General features: G+C 69.0%; 19 protein-coding genes, 2 tRNA genes and 1 pseudogene. 6 read left to right on the top strand and 16 right to left on the bottom strand.

Annotated features, from left to right (window positions below; genetic code table 11):
* Positions 1-303 (bottom strand): annotated as a pseudogene (locus QHF83_RS29975) (hypothetical protein); the annotation flags it as partial.
* A gap of 294 nt (positions 304-597) precedes the next feature.
* On the opposite strand from QHF83_RS29975, the gene QHF83_RS29970 reads away from it, so the two are divergent.
* A complete protein-coding gene (locus QHF83_RS29970; protein ID WP_282421401.1) occupies positions 598-2,385 on the top strand; it encodes a serine/threonine-protein kinase in 1,788 nt (595 codons plus the stop codon).
* A 32-nt stretch (positions 2,386-2,417) separates the two neighbouring features.
* On the opposite strand, the gene QHF83_RS29965 is transcribed toward QHF83_RS29970, so the two are convergent.
* The 4 genes from QHF83_RS29965 to QHF83_RS29950 form a co-directional block, all read right to left on the bottom strand.
* Entirely contained in the window at positions 2,418-3,191 is a 774-nt protein-coding gene (locus QHF83_RS29965; RefSeq protein ID WP_282421400.1) for a hypothetical protein, read from the bottom strand.
* A gap of 137 nt (positions 3,192-3,328) precedes the next feature.
* On the bottom strand, positions 3,329-4,456 hold the full coding sequence (locus tag QHF83_RS29960) for a carboxylate-amine ligase (RefSeq protein ID WP_282421399.1): 1,128 nt from the start codon (positions 4,454-4,456) through the stop codon (positions 3,329-3,331).
* Positions 4,453-5,844: a hypothetical protein gene (locus QHF83_RS29955; protein WP_282421398.1), complete on the bottom strand. Its 1,392-nt coding sequence runs from the start codon at positions 5,842-5,844 to the stop codon at positions 4,453-4,455. Before QHF83_RS29955 ends, QHF83_RS29960 begins: the two co-directional genes overlap by 4 nt.
* On the bottom strand, positions 5,841-6,821 hold the full coding sequence (locus tag QHF83_RS29950; protein WP_282421397.1) for a hypothetical protein: 981 nt from the start codon (positions 6,819-6,821) through the stop codon (positions 5,841-5,843). The genes QHF83_RS29955 and QHF83_RS29950 overlap by 4 nt, the downstream gene beginning before the upstream one ends.
* A gap of 185 nt (positions 6,822-7,006) precedes the next feature.
* On the opposite strand from QHF83_RS29950, the gene QHF83_RS29945 reads away from it, so the two are divergent.
* Positions 7,007-7,078, top strand: a tRNA-Val gene (locus tag QHF83_RS29945).
* Between the two features lie 138 nt (positions 7,079-7,216).
* Positions 7,217-7,290: transfer RNA gene (locus tag QHF83_RS29940), tRNA-Asp, on the top strand.
* Positions 7,291-7,400: 110 nt separating this feature from the next.
* On the opposite strand, the gene QHF83_RS29935 is transcribed toward QHF83_RS29940, so the two are convergent.
* Both QHF83_RS29935 and QHF83_RS29930 read right to left on the bottom strand, forming a co-directional pair.
* On the bottom strand, positions 7,401-8,129 hold the full coding sequence (locus QHF83_RS29935) for a LysM peptidoglycan-binding domain-containing protein (RefSeq protein WP_282421396.1): 729 nt from the start codon (positions 8,127-8,129) through the stop codon (positions 7,401-7,403).
* A gap of 92 nt (positions 8,130-8,221) precedes the next feature.
* Positions 8,222-9,049 carry a hypothetical protein gene (locus tag QHF83_RS29930; RefSeq protein ID WP_282421395.1) on the bottom strand — a complete coding sequence of 276 codons (828 nt, stop codon included), beginning with the start codon at positions 9,047-9,049 and terminating at the stop codon, positions 8,222-8,224.
* A gap of 147 nt (positions 9,050-9,196) precedes the next feature.
* Here QHF83_RS29930 and QHF83_RS29925 point away from each other — a divergent pair, with 147 nt between their 5' ends.
* A complete protein-coding gene (locus QHF83_RS29925) occupies positions 9,197-9,985 on the top strand; it encodes an exodeoxyribonuclease III (RefSeq protein ID WP_282421394.1) in 789 nt (262 codons plus the stop codon).
* Between the two features lie 120 nt (positions 9,986-10,105).
* Here the strand turns inward: QHF83_RS29925 and QHF83_RS29920 are convergent, their stop codons facing one another.
* The 9 genes from QHF83_RS29920 to QHF83_RS29880 are packed head-to-tail and all read right to left on the bottom strand — an operon-like array spanning position 10,106 to position 21,503.
* On the bottom strand, positions 10,106-11,143 hold the full coding sequence (locus tag QHF83_RS29920; RefSeq protein WP_282421393.1) for a hypothetical protein: 1,038 nt from the start codon (positions 11,141-11,143) through the stop codon (positions 10,106-10,108).
* A 52-nt stretch (positions 11,144-11,195) separates the two neighbouring features.
* On the bottom strand, positions 11,196-12,533 hold the full coding sequence (locus QHF83_RS29915) for a serine/threonine-protein kinase (protein ID WP_282421392.1): 1,338 nt from the start codon (positions 12,531-12,533) through the stop codon (positions 11,196-11,198).
* 30 nt (positions 12,534-12,563) lie between these two features.
* On the bottom strand, positions 12,564-14,030 hold the full coding sequence (locus QHF83_RS29910) for a chemotaxis protein CheB (protein ID WP_282421391.1): 1,467 nt from the start codon (positions 14,028-14,030) through the stop codon (positions 12,564-12,566).
* Positions 14,030-16,753, bottom strand: a complete 2,724-nt coding sequence (locus QHF83_RS29905) for a response regulator (protein WP_282421390.1) — start codon at positions 16,751-16,753, stop codon at positions 14,030-14,032. The genes QHF83_RS29910 and QHF83_RS29905 overlap by 1 nt, the downstream gene beginning before the upstream one ends.
* Positions 16,753-17,358 (bottom strand): CheW domain-containing protein, encoded by a 606-nt coding sequence (locus QHF83_RS29900; protein WP_281314792.1) that lies wholly within the window; start codon positions 17,356-17,358, stop codon positions 16,753-16,755. Before QHF83_RS29900 ends, QHF83_RS29905 begins: the two co-directional genes overlap by 1 nt.
* Positions 17,355-18,758 carry a CheR family methyltransferase gene (locus tag QHF83_RS29895; protein ID WP_282421389.1) on the bottom strand — a complete coding sequence of 468 codons (1,404 nt, stop codon included), beginning with the start codon at positions 18,756-18,758 and terminating at the stop codon, positions 17,355-17,357. Before QHF83_RS29895 ends, QHF83_RS29900 begins: the two co-directional genes overlap by 4 nt.
* Positions 18,745-19,155 (bottom strand): chemotaxis protein CheW, encoded by a 411-nt coding sequence (locus tag QHF83_RS29890; protein ID WP_282421388.1) that lies wholly within the window; start codon positions 19,153-19,155, stop codon positions 18,745-18,747. The genes QHF83_RS29895 and QHF83_RS29890 overlap by 14 nt, the downstream gene beginning before the upstream one ends.
* Positions 19,156-19,169: 14 nt before the next feature.
* Positions 19,170-20,255: a methyl-accepting chemotaxis protein gene (locus QHF83_RS29885; protein ID WP_282421387.1), complete on the bottom strand. Its 1,086-nt coding sequence runs from the start codon at positions 20,253-20,255 to the stop codon at positions 19,170-19,172.
* Between the two features lie 60 nt (positions 20,256-20,315).
* Positions 20,316-21,503, bottom strand: coding sequence for an FIST N-terminal domain-containing protein (locus QHF83_RS29880; RefSeq protein ID WP_282421386.1), 1,188 nt, complete (start codon positions 21,501-21,503; stop codon positions 20,316-20,318).
* Positions 21,504-21,838: 335 nt separating this feature from the next.
* Between QHF83_RS29880 and QHF83_RS29875 the strand changes: the two genes are divergently transcribed.
* On the top strand, positions 21,839-23,551 hold the full coding sequence (locus tag QHF83_RS29875; protein ID WP_282421385.1) for a serine/threonine-protein kinase: 1,713 nt from the start codon (positions 21,839-21,841) through the stop codon (positions 23,549-23,551).
* Positions 23,551-24,621: a PEGA domain-containing protein gene (locus QHF83_RS29870; protein WP_282421384.1), complete on the top strand. Its 1,071-nt coding sequence runs from the start codon at positions 23,551-23,553 to the stop codon at positions 24,619-24,621. The genes QHF83_RS29875 and QHF83_RS29870 overlap by 1 nt, the downstream gene beginning before the upstream one ends.
* The last annotated feature ends 30 nt before the right edge of the window (positions 24,622-24,651 follow it).

Here is a 24,651-nt window from a genome sequence, read left to right as displayed (position 1 = left end):
CGCGGCTTGCGGTGGGGGCGCGGGAGGCGCCGCGGGGGCCGGCTCCGGCGCAGGCGCGGCTTGCGGCGCGGGCGCGGGCGCGGGCGCCGCGGCGAGCAAGGGCGCGATGTCCGCGGCCGCCTTGAAGAGCTCGAGCGAACGCATGTCCTTGTCCGCGTCCGAGGCCTGCTCGGCGGCGCGCTTCAGCCAGCGCAGCGCTTCGGCTCGCTCCCCGCGGCCCCACAGCGCGGAGGCCGTCGACAGCGCCCAGTGGACATCCTCGTCGTCGTCGTCTTTCGGGGCCGGGATCGGGCTATCAACCATGGTCGTCGCGCTCGTTTGCCTCGCAGTTTGCCCAATACCACGACTCTCCTCGCGCCGTCTCCCGCCGCGCACGGGCCCGCCCCGACGCGCGCCGCGGCTCTGCTGGAAACCGCTCGAATTTTCCTCACTCGCCCCCCTCGCCGTGCGCGCACTCGCCTTCGCATGGCGATTCCGCTGCTTCCTCTTGAGCCGCGAGCGGCGATCGTGACACCCTCCCATGCGCGGTAGCCTTCGGTCCCCTTGTCCTTCGCGGTCCCGCTGCCGAGGACGACGCATCCCAGAGGATCCTCGTTGTTGCTTCATAACCGAGATCTCAAGCCCGGCGTCACGCTAGGACGCTACGAGATCCTCATGCCCGTGGCGCACGGCGGGATGGCCGCCGTGTGGGCCGCTCGCATGGTCGGCTCGCGCGGCTTCCAGAAGATCGTCGCCATCAAGACGATGCTGCCGGGCCTCTCGGAAGATCCCGAGTTCGAGGCGATGTTCCTCGACGAGGCGCGGCTCGCGGCGCGCATCCGGCACCCGCACGTCGCCGAGATCCTCGACCTCGGCGACGAGAACGGCGTGCTCTACATCGTGATGGAGTGGATCAACGGAGAGTCGCTCTTCGTGATCAACCGCAATGCCAAGGATCAAGGCGGCTTCCCCCTCCCCTTGCTCCTGCGCATGCTCTCGAGCGCCTGCGCGGGCCTGCACGCCGCGCACGAGATGCGCGACGACGACGGCCGCCCGCTCGGCCTCGTGCACCGCGACGTGAACCCCGCGAACGTCATGGTCTCGTACGACGGGATCGTGAAGATCGTCGACTTCGGCGTCGCGAAGGCCACGGCGAGCGTCACCATCACGCGCGTGCCCGGCATGATGAAGGGCAAAGCGCACTACATGTCGCCCGAGCAGATCCGCGGCGAGCGGCTCGATCGTCGCTCCGACATCTTCTCGCTCGGGATCCTCATGTACGTGATGATCACCGGGCGTCACCCGTTCAAGGCGACCACGGACAAGCAGACGATGGACAACATCGTCGGCACCGAGCCCGTCCCGGTCCGCGAGCTCGTGCCCTCGGTGCGCCCCGATCTCGAGGCCGTGGTCATGCGCGCGCTCGCGAAGCGCGTCGAGGATCGCTGGTCCGACTGCGCCGAGATGCAACGCGCGCTCGATCAGATCACGAACGCCATCGGCGCGGCCGTGACCGACGGCGACATGTCTTCGTTCGTGAGCAAGCTGATGGGCGAGCGCTCGGCGCAACGTCGCGCCGAGCTCACCGCCGCGATCCAGGCCGCGGATACGCGCGGGCTCGAAGCCGCGGAGGTGCCTGCGTCGCGGCGGACCGAAGGGCCTACGTCGCGAAGGCGCGGCGGGACGCCGTCGTCGCGCGGCGGGACGCCGTCGTCGCGCGGCGCTTCGCTCGAAGGCATCATCCCGATCTCACTCGACGACGGCGAGTCCGTGCCGCCTCCGCCGCCGGCGATCGTCGTCCCGAGCGTGCCCCCTCCCCCGCCGTCCGCGGCGCCGGCGCTCGTCACGTCGAAGCGCAAGCGATCGGTCTGGCCATGGCTCGGCCTCACCCTCGTCGCGGCGCTCGGCGGCGCGGGCGCTGCACTGCACCTGGGCCACTTGCCCTGGGCCGAGCCATTCGTTCCGCCGGCGCTTCGCTGGCTTTTGCCTTCGCCGAAGACCACGGCCGCGCCCGCGCCACCTCCGCCGCCTGCGAGCGTCGCGCCCGCGCCGAGCGCGAGTGCCGCGACGAGCGCGAGCGCGCCGAGCGAGGAAGCGCTGGCCCTCGATGCAGGCGCGTCGAGCGACGCGGGATCCGACACAGGCGACGCCGGGAGCGACGCGGGTGATGCGGGCACCGACGCGGGTGACGCCGGCTCCGACGCTCTCGACGGCGGCTTGCCCGACGGCGGCGGCTACAGGTTTCTCCCGTCGAACCCCGGCGGCGGCTGGAAGCGCATCGATGGCCTCTGGTATCCGCCCCCGTGGTGGAAGCCGCCGTCACGCCTGCCGGGCGGAGCCACGACGGCCCCGGCGCCGACGAACGCCGCGCCCAAGGTCGACCCGAACGATCCGTACGGCGACTAGCCCGCCGCCCTCGTGACGGGCCGCGCGCCTCCTCAGTACAGGCCCGTCTGCTCGGGCAAACAGACGCCCATCGAGCAGAGCAAAAGATCGATGTCCGCGCCCGCGCAGCTCACCTGCCGCGCGCAGTAATCATCGTATGCACACAAACGATGGCAGGACTGATCCGACCCGAGCGCGCGCACGTTCATGAGGCAAGCCCAGCCCGACGTGAGCCACAGGCCCTCGGGTTTGTCGAAGAGGCAGACCTCCTTGCGCTCCTCCGGATCGAAGACCTCGGCCGTGCAGGCGTCGCGCTCGATCTTCTCGCGCGACTTCCCCATCGTGTTGAGCATGTACGTGAAGTCGCAGGCGCCTGCCGAGGTCGAGTCGCGCGAGACGCGGTAGCGCAGCGTGGGGATGTCGAGCGAGCGTTGACGCACGCCCCGCAGCATCGCGACGAACTGGTTGTTGCCGCCGTCTTCCTTCGGCCCTTCGCGCAGCGCTGCGAGGATCTGCTCGTTCTGCTGCTCGACGCCGGGGTCCTCTTTGTCGGAGTAGCCGAGCCGGATGTACTTCTCGGGCGTCTTCGTCGTGCACGGCTTGGCGTGCTCCCAGAGCTTCTCGCTCACGACGGGCGGGCGCTTCGTCCCCTCGCGCTTGCACACGCCGATCGCGCCCGCGGGCACCGCGCCCGAGGCGCGATCGCTCGGCTGGCCCGGCGGCTCCTGGATGAACTCCGTGGACGTGCAGCTCACCGCTCCCACAGTCACCACGAGCCCCGTCACGGCGAGGGCGGCGATCCGATGCAACGCGCTCTTCGTACCCACGAGCGCACGGTATCACCGCGGAGGGCCCGGACAGAAATCCTCGGTGACGAAAGGCGCCTGACCGAAGGTCAAGTAGCCGTATCTTCTTGGTTTTTGGGCGGGAAACGGAGAGGTGCGGAGGCGGGGAAGCGCGGGGCTCAGGCGCCCATCGCGGTCTGCTCGATCAGGTGATCGACGATGGCCTGCACGCTCTGCGTCTTCTGGAAGACGGCGAGCTGTTTGTCGGCGCTCGTGCCCTCCTTGAGGATGCCGCGGACGCGGTCGAGGTCGGCCTCGGACTTGAAGATCACCGCCGCCTCCTCGACGAAATCGAGCAGCTCGCCGATGAGCACGCGCACGGGCAACTGCTCCTGCTTGCCGAAATCGATGAGCTGGCCGTCGATGCCGTAGCGCAGCGCGCGCCACTTGTTCTCCTCGATGAGCTCGCGCGCGTACTCGCGGAAGCCCATGTTCTTCCGGTAGAGCAGGTAGAGCTTGCCCATGAGCGCCTGGATGAGCGCCGTCAGCGCGACGGTGTCGTCGATGCGCGTCGTCATGTCGCAGATGCGCACCTCGACCGTGTCGAAGAACGGATGGGCGCGGACGTCCCACCAGATCTTCTTCGCGTTGTCGATACAGCCCGTCTTCACGAGCAGATCGACGTACGACTGGAACTGCGCGTACGAGTCGAAGTGGCCCGGGATGCCCGTGCGCGGGAAGCGCTTGAAGATCTCGCTGCGGATGCTCTTCAGGCCCGTCGCGCGTCCGAGCCAGAACGGCGAGCTCGTCGAGAGCGCGAGGATGTGCGGCAGGAAGTAACGGACCTGGTTCGCGAGCGCCATCGCGACCTCCTTGTCCTTGATGCCGACGTGGACGTGGAGGCCGAAGATCAGGTTCGCGCGCGCGACGTCCTGCAGGTCCTCGACGATCACCTTGTAGCGCTCGCCGTCGGTGATCTCCTGCTTCTTCCAGTCGCTGAAGGGGTGCGTGCCGGCCGCGACGATGCGCAGGCCGTGCTTGCCCGCGAGCGCGCTGAGCTCACCACGCAGCTCGCAGATCTCCTGGCGCGCCTGCCTGATGTCCCGGCAGATGCCCGTGCCCGTCTCCACGACGGACTGGTGCATCTCGGGCCGCACGCGCTCGCGCAGGATCGAGTGCTTCCCGCCCTCGAGGAGCTGACTCACGTAGGAGCGGAGCTCGCGCGTGTCGGGGTGGACGATCTGGAACTCTTCCTCGATGCCGAGCGTGAATTGACCGTCGAGCAGACCCTGGACCGTGGTGCTCATGAATCTCCCTCGATGATGAACGTGGGGACCGTTCCCGCCCCCGCATGGACGTTGCACATGTTCGTCGCGGATAACCTGCTCAGCATACCGCCGAGGTCGCCGCGAAACAGGATCGGATCGAGCTCGATGTGACGCCGCGAGAAGTAGAGCTCGCCCGCCGCGCCGACCTCCGGGAACATCGACGTCGGTAACGAAACGCGGCGCTGCAAAACGGACGGATCGACGAGCGCGAGCTTGAGCGCTCGCTCCCACACGCTGCTCTCCACGTTCGCGCCGATCACCACGCCGCGACCACCGACCTCGTCGTTCGGCTTGAGCACGAGGCGCGCGCGGTTGTCGCGGGCCCACGGGATGAGGTCGATCTCCACGCCGTCCGGCCCTTCGGTCTTCACCTCCTCGACGCGCCTCGTCCAGGGGATGAACTGGCGCACGGCCACGCTTTCGTCCTTCGTGTAGAGCGCCGTCACGCGCGGATCGAAGAGCAGGGCGAAGAGGACCTTCTTGTCGAGGAGCTTCGCGCGGAAGCTGTTGACGACGCACACGACACGCGCCTTGTACGCCTCGATGAGCGGGCGCACCTCGTCCTCGCGGCCGAGCAGCTCGCTCGTGAGCACGCGGCGGTAGACGAGATCGATCTCCTCGCCCTTCGCCGAGAGCTTGCCGTCGCGATACTCGAGCTCGCGCGGATCGACGAAACGCGCCGGGATGCCGTGCAGCCGGAAGCGCTCGCAGATCATGTCGAACTCGGTCCGCGTCGCGACCTCCTGCCAGTCGACGACGGCGACCTTCGGGACGTGCGTCCCGCCGAACTCGTGCCAAGCGTCGAGGATCGAGCCGACGAGAGAGTTGCCCGCATAGACGGGCCTGGCCAGCGCGACGCGGGCGAACTCGCGCATCGGCTGGAAGGCCTCGAAGAGCTCGGTGAGCCTGTCGGCATAACTCGGGCCGAAGGCGCCCTCGGCGTTGAGCTCGACGAACGAGAGATCGTGGCCCGTGAGGACCGCGTCGAGGCGCGTGACGACGCCGACGGACTCGAACGCGGGGTTGTAGGAAAGGAGCCGCCGTTCGCCGTCCGTCAGGCCCATGAGCTCGAGGAGCGTGGGGTCTGCGAGGATGAGGTCCTTCGCCTTGATGACGGCGCTGCGGAAGTGCCTGAGCGCCCCGACGAGCAGGTTGTACTGGGCGCGGAGGATGAAGTTCGGGCGGAGGAACGTGCAGAGAGGCCGACCGGCGAAGACCGCGCCTCGCGCCACCATGCGCTCGAGCAGGGCGAGGTGATCCTCGCCCCCTCGATCCACGTAAGCCGTGAGCGCGTCGTGGTAGCGGTCGACGGCTGCGTCGAGCGCGGCGGTGAAGGGGTGCTTCAACGGCCGCTCGTGGGTGGTCACGTGCCTCTATCCCACCGGATGGGGTCGACCTCGGCCGCCATCTTGCTCCAGGCGTAGCGGTCGCGGATCGTGCGGCCCTCCTTGGCGGCGCGGACGCAGAAGTCGACCATCCAGTCGGTGACCGTGTCGAAGAAGCGCTCGCCGAGGTGCTCGATGTGCATGTCGGGCGCGGGGTTCGTGAAGTCGATGGCGTAGGGGACGCCGTCCTTGATGGCGAACTCGACCGAGTTCATGTCGTAGCCGAGCGCGTGGTTCAGGCGCAGCGCGTCGTTGACGATGCGGTCGTGCAGGTCCTGCGGCAGCCAGCGCTCCTGGTCGCGGAAGATGTAACGACCGCGGAGGCCCGTCGGGCCGATCTGCTTCGGGTCGTACTGGATCGTGAGGACGCGCTCGCGGCCGATGCAGATGCAGCGCGCGTAGTCGTCGAAGTCGATGAACTCCTGCAGCGTCATCACGTTGAGGTTCGAGGCGTCGTAGGCGCGGAGCAGATCCATCGGGGTGCGCACGACCGTCACGTCCTTCCAGCCGCCGCCGTCGGCGGGCTTCAGGATCGCGGGGAACCCTACGTACTCGACGATGGCGTCCCAGTTCAGCGGGAACTCGAGGTTGCGGAGCGACCGGTTCTTGTCGATCGCGGGGATGTAGTCCTTCTGCGGGAGCATCACCGTGCGCGGCGTGGCGACGCCGAGGCGCGAGGCGAGCGAGTAGCCGAAGAACTTGTCGTCGGCGCTCCACCAGAAGGGGTCGTTGATCACGTACGAGCCGCCGAGGGCCGCGGCCTTGAGGTAGAAGCGGTAGTGCTTGACCTCCTGGCTGATGCGGTCGACGAGGACGCGATACGGGGAGACGAAGCGCTCCGGCGTCCCTCCGATCTTCGCGAACTCCGCCTGGATGCCCGGGACCCGGTTGCAGCGCTCGATGAACGCCTGGGGGAAGGACTGCTCCCAGCCCGCGAGAATGCCGATCCGCTCCGTCATGCGACTCTCCGTTCCTCCTCGGGCCGCCCGTCGCGGCCAAGGCGCGCGCCGTCGATTGTGCGCCCGCGCGTCGACTCTAGCCCGATTGTCCGTGCAGGCGGAAGTTTGGCGTGGCGTGATCCGCCCCAGAAAAAAAACTCTTGACGGAAAAGGCTCCCCGAGTAGACTCCGCGGCCTCTCCGACAGGGCGGGTAGCTCAGCGGTAGAGCGTTGGCCTTACAAGCCGATGGTCGCAGGTTCGACCCCTGTCCCGCCCACCCGGCTCCTCATCGAAGTTTGATGAGAGTCGGAGGCGGAAAAAAAAAAGAAAACAGGGGCTTGCAAACGGGAAACAAGGCTGGTAGACACCGGCCCCGTCAGCGAGAACGAAACAGCGACACGCAGTTCGCCACATTGGGGTGGTAGTTAAGTCGGTTATAACGCCGGCCTGTCACGCCGGAGGCCGCGGGTTCGAGTCCCGTCCACCCCGCTCCCCTTGTATGCAGTACAAAACAGCCGATCCCGAAAGGGTTCGGCTGTTTTGCTTTTGTCCGCCTGCTTCGCGCTCCCCTGCCACGTCCCGGTTCGTCCGGCGGGTCGCTAGTGAAGTCGCCGGGCCGCGGCGTCGTTCTGCTCGATGACGTCGGGCAGCACGCGCAGCCGCAGGAGGGTCCCGGGCAGGAGCTCGTCGTGGATGTGCAGCCGGTTCTCCTCGGCCACCTGCTCGACGTCGAGCGCGAACTCCCGCGCGACGCCGAGCAAGGTGTCGCCCGCGCGGACACGATAAAGCACCTCCTCGCGCGGCCCCGGCAGGTTGCTCTGCGGAGCGCGCGGCCGCGCCGCTTCTTGCGCCTCGCCCGAGGTCGCGCAGATGCGCGGTAGCGCCGTGGAGTCCGGTGCCGCGTCGGCACCGGGGCGCACGTGGCGATCGATCGCGGCGAGGTCGTATCGCGTGGGCATCCGGCGGATCAGCGCGAGGAGCATGCCGCTGCGGACCGTCGTGTACTCGTGGCGGATCGAGCCGAAGGTCCACGCGTCCTGCAGGAGCTCGATGAGCACCGGCGAGAAGATCGGCCGACCCGTGTGCCCTCCCGGCAAAGCGGCTTCGGCTGCGAGGAGGGCATGCCTGAGCGCCGCGCGATCGATGCCCTGCTGCTCGACGACGATCGAGACATCACACGTCGCGTCGTCGAGGAGCGCGAGGAGCATGTGCACCGGCGTGACCTCGGGGTTCTTCGCGTTCACGGTCCGCAGGACCGCCCCCTCGAGCGCCGTCACGCAGGCGCGAGACAACTTCCGAATCAGCCGCTTGATGTCGACGACGATCATTCGATGGCTCCCGGCTCGGGCGCGACGCGGGTCGCGAGGGATCGATCACGCCCAAGGTACGGAGTGTACGCTCGCCACGTCGCCGCGGGAAATCAGGACTCGGAGACGGCGCCCGCCTTCGAGACGTCGAACGAGAACGACTTCGCGCCGCTCGTCACGGTGACCTTGATCGTGTCCTCGTCGACGCGCTCGAAGCTCATCGCGATCGAGCGCTCCTTCGGATCCGCGAGCCTGTAGGTCCCCGCCTGCGGCACGGGGTCGACCCAGCGGAACTCGACGCCCTCGATCGAGAGATCCCACGTCCCGCCCTGCCCCGTCCACGCGCGCGAGCCGTCGACTCGAAACCCCTCGACGAGCCCACCTTCGAGCGCGCGCATCGTGCGGTCGCCCGTGCCTTTGCCGGTCTTGCCGTCTTCGATTCGCGTCCACTCGAGCTCGTGCACGACGTGGCGCGTCTCGTCGGCCGCGCTCCAGGTGACCTCGGCCGTGCCGCTCACCTCGACGCGACCATTCGAAAGCTTTGTCCACGTATGATTCACGACGACGTCGCTCATGTCGTTCTTCGTCACCGTGATCGCGTGCGTGCCGCTGTACGTGTTGCCCTTGTAGGTGCAGCTCCCGGGGTTCTTGCCGTACTCGACCTCGAGCGTGGCGCCCGTGAGCGTGACGGCGGCGCATGGGAGCTCGGAGGTGACGAAGTCGCGGATCTCCTGCGCCGCGGCCTCGGCGGCCTGACCGATGGTGAAGTCGGTGGAGATCTCGATGCTCCCCGAGATGACGTTCTCGGCGTCGCCCGAGATGCTGGCCTCCTGCACGGCTTGCAGCGCCTCGGCCGTCGTCATCTCTTCTTGCTTGCGGCAGGACGTGGTGGCGAGCGCGGCGGGGATCAACAGGGCGATGGCGAAAGTGCGCGTGTGCATGCGAGTCCCTCCTCGATGGGATGTCCGGGTGCTTTCGACACGCGAGCCGCCGCGCGGGTAAAAACGAGCGAGCGTCCGGCGGCGACGGCGGGAGGCCGGATTCGCTTGACATGGCCCGGCCAAACCCTAGAGAGCAGTCTTCGACACATGAAGATCGTGAGCTGGAACGTGAACGGGCTGCGGTCGGTCCTGGGGAAAGGGTTCTGCACGTGGCTCGCGAACGTGCAGGCCGACATCGTGGGCATCCAGGAGGTGCGCGCGCAGGAGGCGCAGCTCGGGCCGTGCCTGGAGTCGATCGGCGGCGCGTGGCTACGCGCGTTCTCGGCGGCCGAGCGGCCCGGCTACAGCGGCGTGGGGCTGCTCTCGCGTTTGCCCGCGGACCGGATCTCGACGTCGTTGAAGGACGAGGCGTTCGACGCCGAGGGGCGCGTGCAGATCGCGCGTTACGGGCGGCTCACGCTGGCGAACGTGTACTTCCCGAACGGCAGCGGGCCGAACCGTGACAACAGCCGCATCCCTTTCAAGCTCGCGTTCTACCGGCGCCTCTTCGACGTGCTGGAGGCGCGGCGGCGCCGCGGCGAGCCGATCCTCGTGATGGGCGATTTCAACACGGCCCACCGCGAGATCGATCTCGCGCGGCCGAAGGACAACGTGAAGACGAGCGGGTTCACGCCCGAGGAGCGCGAGGAGCTCGACCGATGGATCCGCGCCGGCTACGTGGACACGTTCCGCGTCTTCGAGCCGGGGCCCGGGCACTACTCGTGGTGGAGCCAGCGGTTCGGCGTGCGCGCGAAGAACGTGGGGTGGCGCATCGACTACGTGCTCGCGTCGGAAGGCGCGGCGAAGCACCTCAAGGGCGCGTTCCTCTCGCCACACGTGACAGGCAGCGATCACTGCCCCGTGGGCGTCGAAGTGGACGACGCGATCGTGGGTTAGCAGGCTGTCGAGAAACGCCGCGAGCGTCCTGGAGCTAGGGAGGAGGACGCAGGAATACAGGCGTATTCCGAGGACGACGACCGACGATCCTGGGCGCGCAGCAAGTTTCTCGACAGCCTGCTAACTACGGGCCGCGAGCGAGAACCAGCACGCCGCCGCGAAGAGGTGCAGCGCGGAGCGCGGCGGCGTGCTCGTGCGGCGTATGGCGTCCTCGACCCAGGGCGCGACCGAGGCCATCGGCGCGGGTACACGAGGCAAGAGCTCCGGACCTTCGGAGAGCCAATCTTCGAGGTCACGTTCGTCCGCGAGCGTCGTGAGCACGCCGCCCGCGAGGGCGCCGCCCGCGTCCACGCGCACGCGCGCGAGCGTGAGAGAACCATCGAGCGGGCTCTCGACGGAGAGCACGGCCGTGCGCGCGCCGTCCTCGCTCCGCTCGGAGGCGAACGCGAGGGCGCGCGGGCCCTCCACGTTCGGACGTGTCGACGAACGGAAAACACGCGCCAGGACATCGGCCCAGCGCGCGCGCGGCGCCTTGCTCGACGCCTCGTGCCAGAGCGATTCGCAGAGCCACACGGCCGAAGCTCCGCCCTCCTCGACGATGCGATCGACGGCGACGTCGCCGATGCCGAGGTCGTCTCGACGAACGAGGTCCTCGTAAAGAAATGCCGCGGGAACCCGGGCGCGCTTGCGCAGGCGATCGATCTGCTCGAAGCGCGCGAGGCGAGACTCGAGCGGCTGGCGGGCGATCTTCTCGGTGATCTCGGGCAAGCGCGCGGGCGTCGCCGCGAGGCCCGCGATCACCACGAGGAGCTGCGCGTCGTTCATCGCGAGGAGCTCGGCCTGCGTGACCTGCCGCGCGAGCTCCTGCGCGCGCGTCGGATCGACCGATCGCACGAGCGCGAGCGCGACGGCGCGCCCCTCGATCGGCGCCCGCGCGTCGAGGAGCACGCTCGTGAGCGCGGGCAGGTCCGACGTGGTGAGGCCGAGGAAGGAGAAGGCGCGCACGTAAAGCGGGACCTCGCGCGGGAGCGCTCCCTGCGCGGCGAGGCGCGCGACGAGGTCCCTGCGGAGCTCGTCCTTCGTGATCTCCGCGAGCCGCTCGTAGAGCTCCTCGTCGGAGCGAGGTCGCTGTCGGAACAGGCGCTCCGTGTCGTTCATGCCGCGCTCCCCTCCCCCAGGAAATGACGAGCGGCCGCCCGATCGGCCCCCGTCAAGATTCGAGAATCTTCTGCAGCGTAGCTTCGAGCTGGCGTGGATCGAAGCGCTTCGGCAGGACGGCTTGCACGCCGATCACCCGCGCCTCCGCTTCGAGCTCCGGCGTGATGTCGGACGCGAGCAAGATGAACGGGACGTCGGCGAGGCGCGGGTTCTCGCGCATCGCAAGGCAGAGCTCGAGCCCCGACATGCCCTGCAGCGTCCGCTGACAGACGACCGCGTCGGGGACGGCGCCACGCATCGCGGAGCGCGCCTCGTCGCCCGTCGAGGCCTCGATGACGTTGTACCGCTGGCCGAGGCTCGCACGCACGAGCGCGCGCAGCGTGCGCGACTCGTCGACGACGATGACACGCGGTTTCGCCGGACGAACCGTGGCCCGATCACGAGCTTCGTGTCGGTGGATCGGGAAGAGGCGCGTGAGCGTCTCCATGAGCAGCTCGCTCGGCGGCGGCGAGGTATGAAGGCGGAGCTTGCCGATCGCGTCGACGATCTCGAGGCCTCGTGAAGGCCGGTTGTCCGGGTCGCGATCGAGAAGGCGATGGACGATCTCGTCGAACTCGGGCGGGACGGCGCGGTTCTGGCTCGACGCGGGGGGCAAGTCCTCGGTCGTGACGCGCTGGATGGTGTGCGCCTCGGTCTCGCCGGTGAACGCGCTCCGACCCGTGAGCATCTCGAAGAGGACCACGCCGAACGAGAAGAGATCCGAGCGCGCGTCGAGGCGGCCGCGCAAGATGGTCTCGGGCGCCATGTACGCGAATTTGCCTTTGAGCGTGCCTGCGCCGCCCTGCGTGGGCGAGAGGCGCTCGCGGGCGCGCGCGATGCCGAAGTCCGCGAGCTTCACGACGCCCTCGCGCGAGAGGAGGATGTTCGAGGGGCTCACGTCGCGATGGACGATGAGGAGCGGGCGGCCGTCCTCGCCGAGCTTGTGGTGCGCGTAGTCGAGGCCGCGCGCGGTCTCGACCGCGATGTGCGCGACCTCGGGGATGCTGAGGCGCTCGCCGCGCTTGCGGAGCTCGTAGAGCGCGGCGCCGAGGCTCGGGCCGTCGACGTACTCGAGCACGAGGTAGTACTGGCCGCCCTCCTCCGCGAACTCGACGACCTGCACGATGTTGCCGTGATGAAGGCGCGCCGTGATGCGCGCCTCGTCGCGGAACATCGCGATGAACTCGCTGTTCGACGCGTACTGAGGCAGTACCCGCTTGACGACGACTTCTTTCATGAAGCCGTCGGTCCCCGTCAGGCGGCCGAGGAGTACCTCGGCCATGCCGCCATAGGCGAGCCTGCGGATGATTTGATACTTCCCCAGCCGCTCCGGGAGCTCCGGCTCCTGCATCGGAGGAACCATATCAGCTCCTTTGCTCCTTCAATGACGCGAGCGCGCCGGTGCACGGACGCGCTCGACGATTTCGGGGCCGAGTTCGTCGAGGGACAGAACGGCATCCGCGTAACCGCGGGAAATCGCGGCTCCGGGCATCCCGCTCACCACGCAGGAATCCGGCGACTGGACGAGCACACTTCCGCCGGCCGCTTTGATTGCGCGCAGGCCCTCGACCCCATCGTTGCCCATCCCCGTGAGCATCACGCCGAGGGCACCGTCACCGAAGTGGCGCGCGAGCGACTCGAAGAGCGGCGTGCCCGAGGGCCGATGATTGCCGACGGGCGGGCCCTCGATGACGCCGATCGTGAGCGGCGATTGCGCGACGAGATGCTTGCCTTCGGGGGCGAGCGCGATGACGCCGCCACGCAAAGGCATGCCGTGCGTGGCGAGGCGAACGGGGAGCTGCGTGACCTCGGCGAGCCACTCGGCGAGCGCCTCGTCGAAGCCCGCGAGGACGTGCTGCACGATCAAGACCGGAACGGACGAGGTGGCCGCGGCGAGGCCCGGCAACATCGCGGCGATGGCCGCGGGGCCGCCGGTCGAGGCGCAGATCCCGACGACGGTGGCGCGGTTCTGCGCGCGGTGGCTGCTGCCGCGGCGTGATCGCACCGAGCGCGGTCCGTCGGCCCAGCGACGAACCACGGGGATCTCGGCGAGCATCTTGATCTTGTCGCGCAAGGCGACGGCCTGCGGGCCCATCGGATCGCCCCAGCTCGGCCGCGCGATCACGTCGAGCGCGCCGGCCTCGGTCGCGGAGAAGATCTGCGCGGCCGGGCGGCTCCCTTGCTGATCGGAGACGATGACGACGCGCGTCGGCGCGAGCGCCATGATGCGGCGGGTGGCGGCGACGCCGTCGAGGCCGGGCATCATCGCGTCGAGCAGGATGATCTGCGGGTTCTCGCGCACGGCGAGATCAACGGCGCCCTGACCATCGCGCGCCATGCCGACGACGTCGATCTCGGGATCGACCTTGAGGACACGCGCGAGCAGCGTGCGGCCGACCTCGGTGTCGTCGGCGATGACCACGCGGATCACGGGGCGCACCCTGCGGCTCGAAGGGACGACCGGCGCAGACGGGATGGTGAGCGCGAGGATCGTGGAGACACGCGCGGCAAGCTGCGAGCCATCGACGGGCTTCGGGAAGAAGGCGTCGATGTAGCCCGTGGCGAGAAGATCGCGCTCGCGGAGCTCCTTGTTCGCGCTGATCAGGATGACCTTCGGCGCGAGCGTGCCTCCCCTCTCCTTCACGCGGCGCGCGAGCTCGAGCCCGTTCATGTTGGGCATCGCGTAGTCGGTGATGACGAGGTCGAAGGGCTGGCTCGACGTGCCGATGCGCGCGAGCGCATCCTCACCGTTGCTCGCGACCTCGAGATCGAGCGCAAGTCCGGCGAGGTGCGCGCGCACGATGTCGCGCATCACGACCGAGTCGTCGACGATGAGAACGCGTGCCATCAAGCCCTCCCCACGAGCTCGTTCACGGTCTTCACGAACACCTCGTGATCGAACTCGCTCTTGACGATATAGGCGTCGGCGCCGACGGCGAGGCCAGCGCGGCGATCTTCGTCGGATCCGAGCGACGTGACCAGGACGACCGGGAGCCTTCGAAGGCGATCGTTTTGCCGGATCTGCGAGCACAACTCGAGCCCGGACATCTCGGGCATCGAAACGTCACTGACGACAATGTCGAACGTCTCGAGCTCGAGCGCCGAGAGCGCCTCGTTGCCGTCGGCGACCGCTACGACATCGAAGCCGGCGACCTCGAGCACCGATCGCTCGAGCGCGCGGGTGGTGAAAGAATCGTCGACCAAAAGGAGCCTCGGCTTGGGGCGGTTTTCGACCCTCGGCAAAAGCGCCCGGAAGCGGTCGGCATCGCGTCCGGAGGCCGAGCGGAGGAGATCGATGGGATTTAACATCAACACGACGCGGCCGTCCCCCAGGATGGTCGCACCTGCGATGTTCCGTACACGAACCAGCGGCGGTTCGAGGTTTTTCGCCAGGACCGTCTGATCACTGACGATCTCCCGGACCGCGAGCGCGCATCGGGTTTCGCCGATGCCGATGACCAGAACCGGGATGCGCTCGGGCGGCGGGGGCAGTTCCACCGGCAAGCCGAGGAGCGTGGCCAGCGGGACGAGCGCGATCGGGCGGCCATCGACGACGATCGCGTGCGTGCGCTCGACCTCCAGCACATCCGAGGCGCTGATGCGCAAGATGCGCTGGATCGAGGAGATCGGCATCGCGAACTGCTCCTCGCCGACGCGCAGGAGCAGCGAGTGGACGACATAGATCGTGAGCGGCAGGACGATGACGAACGAGGTCCCGACGCCCTGCCGGGACTCGACCGTGACGGTGCCGTGGAGCCGCTCGATGTTCGTGCGGACCGCGTCGAGTCCGACGCCGCGGCCCGAGAGCTCGCCGACCTCGGATCGCGTCGTGAGTCCCGGGGCGAAGAGCATCTCGAGGACGCGGTGCTCGGGCAACTCCGCCGCCTCGAGCGCGGTCGCGAGGCCCGACGCGATGGCCGCGCGGCGCACGCCGGCGATGTCCACGCCGGGGCCGTCGTCGCTCACCGTGATGGTGACGACGTCGCCGCGGTGCTCGGCGCGAATGCGGATGGTGCCGCGCGAGGGTTTGCCCGCGGCGGCGCGAACACTCGGGTGCTCGCAGCCGTGATCGATCGCGTTGCGGAGGAGGTGGTAGAGCGGATCGCGGAGCTCTTCGAGGACCTTCTTGTCGAGCTCGAGCTCGGCGCCCGTGATGACGAGGTCGACCATCTTGCCGGCCTCGCGCGCCATGTTGCGGACCGCGCGCGGGAGCGGTTCGAGCACGCTCGCGAGCGGGAAGGTCTGGATGCGGCGGATGTCCTCCTGGAGCTGACCCGAGAGGATCGTCGACTGGAGCGCGTCGGCCTCGAAGGCGCGGACGATCTCGCGCAGCCTGCGCACGAGGAGCCGCTCATGCTCGAGGTCCTCGTTCTGGACCTCGACGAGGCGCTCGGACCAGCCTTCGAGCTTCGCCGGCGCCTCGTCGCGTACCATCGCGCGGATCGCGGTCTGCGCCTTGAGGCGCTCTTCTTCCGCGGCGAGGACGGCGCGAAGCTCGGCGAGGCGCTGATCGGTGCGCACGCGCGCGGCGAGGAGCTCGCCGACCTGCGCCATGAGCGCCGAAAGTTTTTTCATGGAGACGCGCAGCGTCTCTTCGGTGCTCGAGCGGAGCGGCGCAGGGGCGTTCGGGATCTTCGGGAGTTGCCCCGTCGGGTTCGCGCCGCGATCGCTGCCTGCAGCGCTCGCACGGGCCGCGGCCACCGCGACGCCGGCCGAAGTGCCGGGCGAGCCCGCGGAGGTGCCGGGCGCGTTGACGCCGCCCGACGTTCCAGGCGTGACGACGGGCGCCGGCGGCGGCGTGACGCCGCCCGGGATCGCGAGGTCCGCGCGCGCGACGTATCCCGTCGGTGGTCCATAGGGGCCGATCGCGGGAGGGCTGAACGCGACGGGCGGAGGACCGAAGCCCGCAGGGAGCGGGGCGGCATCGTAATGCGAGGAGACGAGAGGCCCGCCCGCGTGCGGGTTCGGCGGCGGCTCGCTGTGCTTCGTCTTCGGCTCGTTGTAGCCCGGGCCCACGTTGCGCGACGGCGCCGCGGCCTCGGCGGCGGCTCGGTGCTGCCGCAGGATCGACTGGGGGCTTCTCGATCTCGTCGCGACGGTGATCCCATCGACCGGCCGCACGACGGGCGGAGGCGGCGGCGCCGGCAAGGGCAGGCCCGGCGAGGGTTTCGACGCGAGGAGCACGGCTTCGAGCCCCTCGATCGCCTCCATGATGACGGGATCCGGATCCGGGTTCGGATCCACGCGGAGCGCGTGATGCACGGTCGAGAGGCCCGCGTTCAGCGTGTCGAAGACCTCGGGCGTGCGCTCGTAGTCCATCGCGCGGAGCGAGGCGAGCACGGACTCGATCGCGTGCGCGAGGCGCGCGGTGTGCGCGAACCCGAGCGAGCTCGCGGCGCCCTTCATGTTGTGCGCCTGCCGGAACGCCTCGTCGATGAGCTGCTCGCGCGCGCTGCCCTCGGCGCCTCGCTCCACGAGGAGCAGGGCCGTCCCGATGCGCTCGACCTGCTCGACGGCCTCGTTGCGAAGGGTCTCGCAGAGGGCCTCGAACGCCGCGTCGTCGAGGGCCATCAGCCGCGCTCCTCGACGCGCAACGAGCGGTCGGAAAGGAGCGATCCGAGATCGAGGACGACGGTGCGATCCTCGAGCACGCCCAGCGTGTGACGCTGGACCAGCGGGGGAAACGTGGGCATGGCCTTGGCGATCGTGCGGCGGTTGACCTCGATGATATTGTGGAGCGCGTCCGCCGCCACCGCGCAGACGACCTCCGCGTTCGACGCCATGACGAGGTGCTCGGCAGACGTCTCGGAGCGCGCGTCGGGCGTGAAGAGCAGCGGCAGATCGACGACGGCGACGATGCGGCCGCGGCGCGCCGCGACGCCGAGGAAATAGTCGGGCACGCCAGGGACACGCGTGATCCGGCTCATCGGGCCGACCTCGTCGACGGACTCGAGCTGCACGGCGTAGCGCCGGCCGCTTCGCTCGAAGACGATGCAGCTGATGGAGTCGGGCGCGCGCTCGAGGCGCGTCGGCTCACGCGCGATGCGACGCGTACGTTCGGCGAGGATGCGCGGATGGACTTCGCGCTCGCCGCTCTTGCCCTCGCGCAGCTTCTCCTCGAGCTCGGCGAGCGAGGTGCGCAGCTTCTCGTAGACGCTCTCTTCCCGGGCGCTCATTGGATCTCGGTGTCTCGAAACAGCCGGAGCAGCCGGCCCACGGTCATGCCGTCCCATCCTTCGATCGGCGCGTCGGCGCCCTTGCCGCGCGCGACCGTGAGGGCGCGCAGGCGTGCGGCGTGGCGTTCGACGAGATCGGGGCGGCCGAGGCGAAGGCCCGCGACGGCCGCGCCCGCGTGCGCGAGCATCATCGACGGATCGAGGTACACGCAGCGGCGGAAGGCGTCGAGCGCTGCTTCGAAGCCGCCGAGCTCGACCAAGAGGAGCCCTTCCAGCAAGTGCGCCCGCGGCTCCTCGGGTTCCTCTTCGAGGAGCGCTTCGAGCTCGGCGAGGGCGTTTTCGAGGTTCCCCGCGTCGGCGTGCGCGAAGGCGCTCGCGAGCGAGGGCGCCGCGGCCGGAGCCGGAGCCTCGGGCGCAGGCTCGGGCGACGGAGGCGGCGGCGCTGCGGGGACGCTCGGAGGCGCGGCCGCGGCCTCCATGCGCAGCTCGGGCAAGGGCGCAGGCGGGATCGAGAGGAGCGCGTACCTGCGGCCGCGCGGCGACGGAGGCGGCACGCTCACGGGCCCGAAGCGCTCGTGCACCACGACCTCACCCACGTGCACCGCTCGGCACCCGGGCACGTCACCGGCGTGGTCCACGGGGCCGAACATCAAGACGCCGCCCGGCGCGAGCGCGGCCGCGAGCGAGGCGATCACCTCGGGCCGCGCTTCGGGCTCCAGGTAGTAAAGGACGTTCTGACAGGTGATGAGATCGAAGCCCTTCGGAAAGACGTTCACGAGCGGGCCTTCGGTGAGCCCGAAGCGGCGGAAGCGCACGAGGCGGCGCACGTCCTCGGAGAGCTGGAAGCTCTCGCCTTCGGTGCGGAAATACATGCGGCGCACGACCTCGGGGACGTCGCGCAGCGACCACGCCGAGTACCGCGCGGATTCGGCCTTCTGCAGGGCGCGCGGGTTGACGTCGATGCCCGTGACCTCGACGCGGAACGTGTCGTTCATCGCGGCCTCGCGAAGCACGATCGCGAGCGAGTAGGCCTCTTCGCCCGTGGCGCAGCCGGCCGAGAGCGCCGTGACCACGCGCTCCTTGCGGCGCTTGTGGAGGAGCGACGGGGCGATCTCGTTGCGAAGCGCTTCGAATTGCGGAGGGCCGCGGAAGAAGTGGGTCTCGCCGACCGTGATCTCCGCGATGAACGACTCGAGCTCGGCCGTGTCGTGCGAGAGGATCACGTGCTCGAGGTACGCGCCCACGGGGGTGCCGCGCTCGGCAGCGCGACGCTCGGCCACGCGCTCGAGGATCTCCAGGTTGCGCGGGCGCATCTGCAGCCGCGTCCGCGCGCGCAAGAGCTCGCCGAGGCGCCGCACGACACCCGGATCCGGGGCGCGCCGGGCCTCAGCTCGAGCCATGGTAGGCGTCCTCCGGACCGAGCACGAGCACGAGGTCGTCCTCGATACGCACGACGCCCGGCGAACGTACGCCGGCGATATCGCCCGGCTTCTCGATCGCGTCCTCCTGCACGGTCACCACGTCCCGGACCTCGTCGACCGCGAGCCCGAGGAGTTTTCCATTCGCGGCCCGGACGATCACGAGGTGCTGATAGAACGGCAGCGGCTTCACTTGCGAGAGCCGCCCGCGCAGATCGATCACGGGCACCACGCGGCCGCGGAGGTTGATCACGCCGAGCACCTCGGACGGCGCGTCGGGCACGTGATCGAGCTGCACACGCGGGATGATCTCGACCACGTGCTCGCACGGGATCGCGCACGGGCGGCCGCCCATCCGCGTGAGGACGAGGTTCGTCACCCCGCCGTCCAAGCTCAAGCCTCCGTGCCGTGGTCGTGGGTCCGGATCGGCTCCGTCAACCGGGCCAGCCGATCGAGCGCGACCTCGGCCTGCTCCACGCTGATCTTCGTCTCCTGCGTGGCCATGTTGATCTGCTTCATGCCCTGGGCGATCTGCTCGAGCCCGAGGCTCTGCTGCCGCATCGCGCCCGTGATCTGCCGGGCCGCGCGTGTCGTCTGGTTGATGACGTAGACGAGCTGCCCGAGGCGCTCGCCGATGCGGCGCACCTTCGAGCTGCCCTCCGTCGCGGCCTTCGAGCCCTCCTCGGTCACCATCGCGGCGCTGTGGCTCGCCTTCTGGATCTCGCCGAGGATCGAGCGCACCTGCTGCGTCGCTTGCTTCGACTGCTCGGCGAGCGTGCGGATCTCGAGCGCAACGACGGCGAAGCCGCGCCCATGCTCGCCGGCCTTCGCGGCTTCGATCGAGGCGTTCAGGGCGAGCAGCTTGCTCTGCTCGGCGATCTCGTTGACGCTGCTGATGATCTCGCCGATCTGCTGCGTGCGCTCGGTCAGGTCGAGGATCTTGGCCGCGATGAGCTCGACCTGCTGGCGCAGCCGGTCGATGCCCTCGATGGCCGCGACGACGTCGCGCTGGCCGTCCTGCGAGATCTGCTCCGATTGCTCGGCGATCTGGATGATCCCTTCGGCCTTCTCGACGTTCTGGATCCCGACCTCGTTGAGCTCCTCGATGGTCGTCGTGATGTCGTTGACCATCCCGGCCTGCTGGCTGCCGCTCGCGGCCTGCTGGCGCGTGCTCGCGAGCAGCTCCGCCAGCGTGCCCGCGACCTGCTGGCCCAGCGTGCGGAAGCGCGTCGCCGCGACGATCCCGCGGCCGGCCTTCCGGTTCGACTCGACGAGCGAAGAAAGCGCCGCGTGGAGGCGGGCCGCGCGCGGCTCGTCCGCCGGCGGGGGCGAGAGCTCGCGTCCGTCATCGCCTCGCGCGATGGCCTCGACGTCGTTGACGATGCGATCGAGGTAGACGTCGATCTTGCGCCGCGTGACCGCGCGGCGTGCCGCGGGATCGCGCTCTTTCTGCTCGTTCGAATCCGTCTTGTCAGCCACTTGCTCTCCGCTTCTCAGCTTCGGATCGGTCGGACCGTTTTTCAACCCGGATCGTCTGCCTCAGTGGGGCAAGATCGCGACGACCGAGGTCGAGTTGTGCCAGCCGGACTGCTGCCCGGGCGTGAGCGCGATTTCGCCGTACGTCTCCCAGCCGATCAGCGGCACGTCCTGACCCACGACCGAGCGGAACGCGTCGACCTGACGCTTGTACTGCTCGCCGAGGAAAATCCGGCGGCAAATGCAGTCGAAGACCATCACCGCGCCCGGCCGACCCCCCGCGAGGTTCGCGAGCGCGCTGCGCGCGGCATGCTCCGCCGCCGACACGAGCTTTTCCTCGCTGCCGCGCATGATCGTGACGCTCGCGCCCACCGGCACCTCGGAGGCCATCACGATCGCGCCGTCCTCGGTCGCCTTGAGCGGCGCACGGATCTTGTACTCGCCGCTCGACGTCAGCATGCCGAGCTCGTGCGTGATCATGAACGCATCGCGGTTCGCTTCCGTGAACGACTCGCGGTTGTCCGCCGCGAAACGCTCGTAGGCGTGGAGCGCCGGGCGGCCGTCGATCTCGTGGATCACGTTGTCCACGGCGCGCGTCACGATCATGCTCGGACACGCGGGCGTCAGGCCGTGCCTCACGCCGATGCCGATCGGCGTCTTCGAGAACGCGGACACCACGACGAGCGCGTCCGTGAAGTGCCGCTCGTCGAGGAACACATCGGTCCGGGCGAACTTCGCGTCGTCCGCCGCGGCGCCGCCGACGACCTGCGCGAGCATCCCTGCGCTCGCGTGGACGGACTCGACGATGTCCTCGCCTTGCCCGGCGAGGCCGTCGCTCAGCACGATACACGTCGCGTGACCGAATCCAGCCGCGCGCGCGGCGCGATGCTCGGCGGCGAACGATCGGAGCGCCTCGGTCGTCGCGCCCTGGCGCGTGTTCTTGAGGCCGCGGCCGAAGCCCACGCGGAACCGGATGACGTCGCTCTTGACGGCCATCACGGCCACCGAGCCGTGTCCGACGTGGGCGTGCGTGAACTCGCCCGCGGTCGAACACCCGACGAGCGGCACGGGGCCGGTGATCTTGCGGATGGCGGGCAGGAGCTTGCCGTAGTCGTGGTTCGTCGACGCGAAGACGAAGACGATGTCGGCTTCCCCTCTGTCGAGCGTGCGCAGCGCCTCTTGCGCGGCCGCCGTCCCCGCGTCGGTCGAGGACGATTCGTTCGAGAAACCGACACCGGCCCTGGTCGTCATGCGCGCCTCCCGTCGATGCGACGAGAGCCACGGTGCCCGACCTCGGGCCCCTCCGTCAACCGCCCCCCGGACGGCCTCGGACGGCGAGCCACGCCGCGCGAGGACCTCCCTTTCGGTCCTTTGCCGGGCTCGATGTACCCTGCGACACCACGTCGTGCGCGAGCCTGGATCCACGCTTCCGGGGCGAACCGTGATCTGGTTTTTTTTGCGCACCGAAAACTCGCATCGATTGCGCTCTAGGGGCACTCTTCGGTACCATGCTTTGACGTGGGGGTGCGTACTGGAGCACGCACGCCCAGATCCGATCCGGCTCTCCAGCGAGGTGAATGTCGACCATGGAGGGGTCCAGCGTCACGAAGGGGCCCGAGGCCAATACCCTCGGCAAATACAGGCTCATCGCCGAGCTCGGCCATGGCGGTATGGCCGAGGTCTATCTGGCCGTCGTGCAGGGACCTGCAGGGTTCAACAAGCTCTGCGTGATCAAGCAGATCCGTCCGCAGCTCGCGACGGATCCCGAGTTCCTCGGCATGTTCCTCGATGAAGCACGGCTCGCGGCGCGCCTCTCGCACCCGAACGTCGTGCAGACGAACGAGGTCGGTCAGGAGGGCGAGCGGTACTTCATCGCGATGGAGTACCTCGAAGGGCAGCCGCTGAACCGCATCCTGCACCGGATCGGCCGGGACGGCGGGCTCACGCTCGCGATGCACCTGCGCATCATCGTCGACATGCTCTCGGGCCTGAACCACGCGCACGAGCTCACGGATTTCGATGGCACGCCGCTCAACGTCGTGCATCGCGACGTCACGCCGCACAACGTGTTCGTCACGTACGAAGGTCAGGTCAAGGTCGTCGACTTCGGCATCGCGAAGGCGATGAACTCGTCGGCCGAGACGCGCCTCGGCGTGGTGAAGGGCAAAGTCGCGTACATGGCGCCCGAGCAGGCGCGCGGTGAGCGCGTGGATCGGCGCGCGGACATCTTCTCCGCGGGCGTGATGCTCTGGGAAGCCGCCACGGGCCGGCGCCTCTGGAAGGGCATCCCGGATCTGACGGTCTTGCATCGCCTGATCAACGGCGACATCCCCTCGCCTCGCTCGGTGGATCCCGACGTACCCGAGGGCCTCGAGAAGATCGTGATGAAGGCGCTCGCGCTGCGCCGCGAGGATCGTTATGCGACCTCGACGGATCTCGCGGCTGCGCTCGAAGAGCTCCTGGATCAGATGGGCGACAAGACCTCGCTGCGCGAGGTCGGCAAGCTCGTCGCGAGGCACTTCGACGAGAACCGCTCGAAGATCAAGCAGATCGTCGAGGCCCAGCTCAAGGCCGCGAAGTCGCTGGCGACGACGGAGTTCCAGTCGATCGGCCTCCCGCACCTCGACGGCACGTCGGCGTCGGGCCCGATGTCCGTCGATCGGACAGGGGCGCGCGAGGCGATGTCGAGCCAGGATCTCTCGTCGCCCGGCACGCGCCGCACGAACGGCGTGTCGTCGCCGACCTCGCTCACGGCCTCGACGGCGTCCGCGACGAGCACGGGCTCGCAGACGGCCGCAGGGCCGAATCGTGGTCTGCTCGGCGCGGTCGCGCTCATCGCGGTCGCCGCGATCGGGGCGGGCGTCTGGTTCATGACGCAAAAGCCTCCGCCTGCGCCGCCGACGCAGGCGACGGCCGCGCCGATCGCGGGTGAGATCGAGGTGACGATCACGGTCACGCCGCCGAACGCGAAGATCTTCCTCGATGGCAAGGAGCTCGCGACGAACCCCTTCGTCGGCAAGTTTCCCCGCGAAGACAAGACGCATATCATCAAGGCCGAGGCTTTGGGTTTCACCACGCGCAGCCGCGACGTGACGTTCGACAAGGACCGCACGATCGAGATGGTCCTCGAGCAGCAGGCCGCGACGCCGGTGGCGACGCCGCAACCCACGGACACCTCGAAGGAAAAGACCAAGGTCATCTTCGTCCCGCAGCCGACCACGACCGCCGAGGATCCGATGAAGACCGGCGGCACCAAGAAGACGAACCGCACCGTCGACCCGAACAACCCGTATCAGTGATGAAGACATCCCGACGTATCGCCCTCGCGGTCGCCCTCTCGCTCCCCGTCATTCCCTTCGTCGTCTCGGCCCAGCAGCCCGCGGGCCCGGCCGCGGCGCCGGCCCAGGCGAAAGCCGAACCCTCGAAAGAAGCCAAGGAAGAAGCGTCGCGGCGCTTCAAGCGCGGCATCGAGCTGTTCGGCGAAGGTGACTACCGCGCCGCGCTCATCGAGTTCCGGCGCGCGAACGAGCTCGCCCCGAATTACAACGTCCTCTACAACATCGGGAACGTCTACTTCCAGCTCCAGGACTACGCGAACGCGCTCGTCTCGTTCGAGAAATACCTGGCCGAGGGCGGCGCGAACATCGACGCGAAGCGCCGCGCCGACGTGGACAAGGACATCGAGAAGCTGCGCACCCGCGTGGCGCGCGTGGAGATCGTGACGAGCGTCCCCGACGCAGACGTGACGATCGACGACGTGCCCGTCGGCAAGTCGCCCTTCACGAAGCCGCTGCTCGTGAACCCGGGTCGCCACCGGATCGTGGCGACGAAAGAAGGCCGGACGAGCGCTTCGAAGACCATCGAGGTGGCGAGCTTCGACTCGGAGAGAGTGACGCTCGATCTGCCCGAGATCGCGCCGAGGCCGGCCGAGACGGGGACGATTCCCACGTCGCTTCCCACGGCCTCGGCGGCGCCGACGACGTCGCCGACGAACACCGCGCCCATGACCCCGCCTCCCCCGCCCCCGAAGTCGGTCCCGTGGGCCGGTTGGGGCGTGACGGGCGCGCTCGCGATCGGCGCGGTCGCCACGGGCGTGCTCGCGCTCTCGAAGAACGGCGAGCTCGCGGATCTGCGCAAGCCCGACTCGGGCGCGACGAAGGCGCAGCTCGACGACGCTTCGAGCTCCACGGCGACCCTCGCGCTCGTCAGCGACATTTTCACGGGCGCTGCCGTCGTGGCGGGCGCCGTGACGCTCTACTTCACGGTGCGTGATCCCGCGCCTGCAAAGGAGCAACCCAAGACGGGCTTGATCAAGAGCGTCGACGTCGGTGTTTCGCCGACGGGCTTCACGCTGAAGGGCACCTTCTAACCCCCTTCCCTGCCCCTCGACGAAGGCCGC

This window comes from Polyangium sp. 15x6 (assembly GCF_029960785.1).
Lineage (GTDB): Bacteria > Myxococcota_A > Polyangia > Polyangiales > Polyangiaceae > Polyangium.
This window is presented reverse-complemented; position numbering and strand designations above follow the sequence as displayed.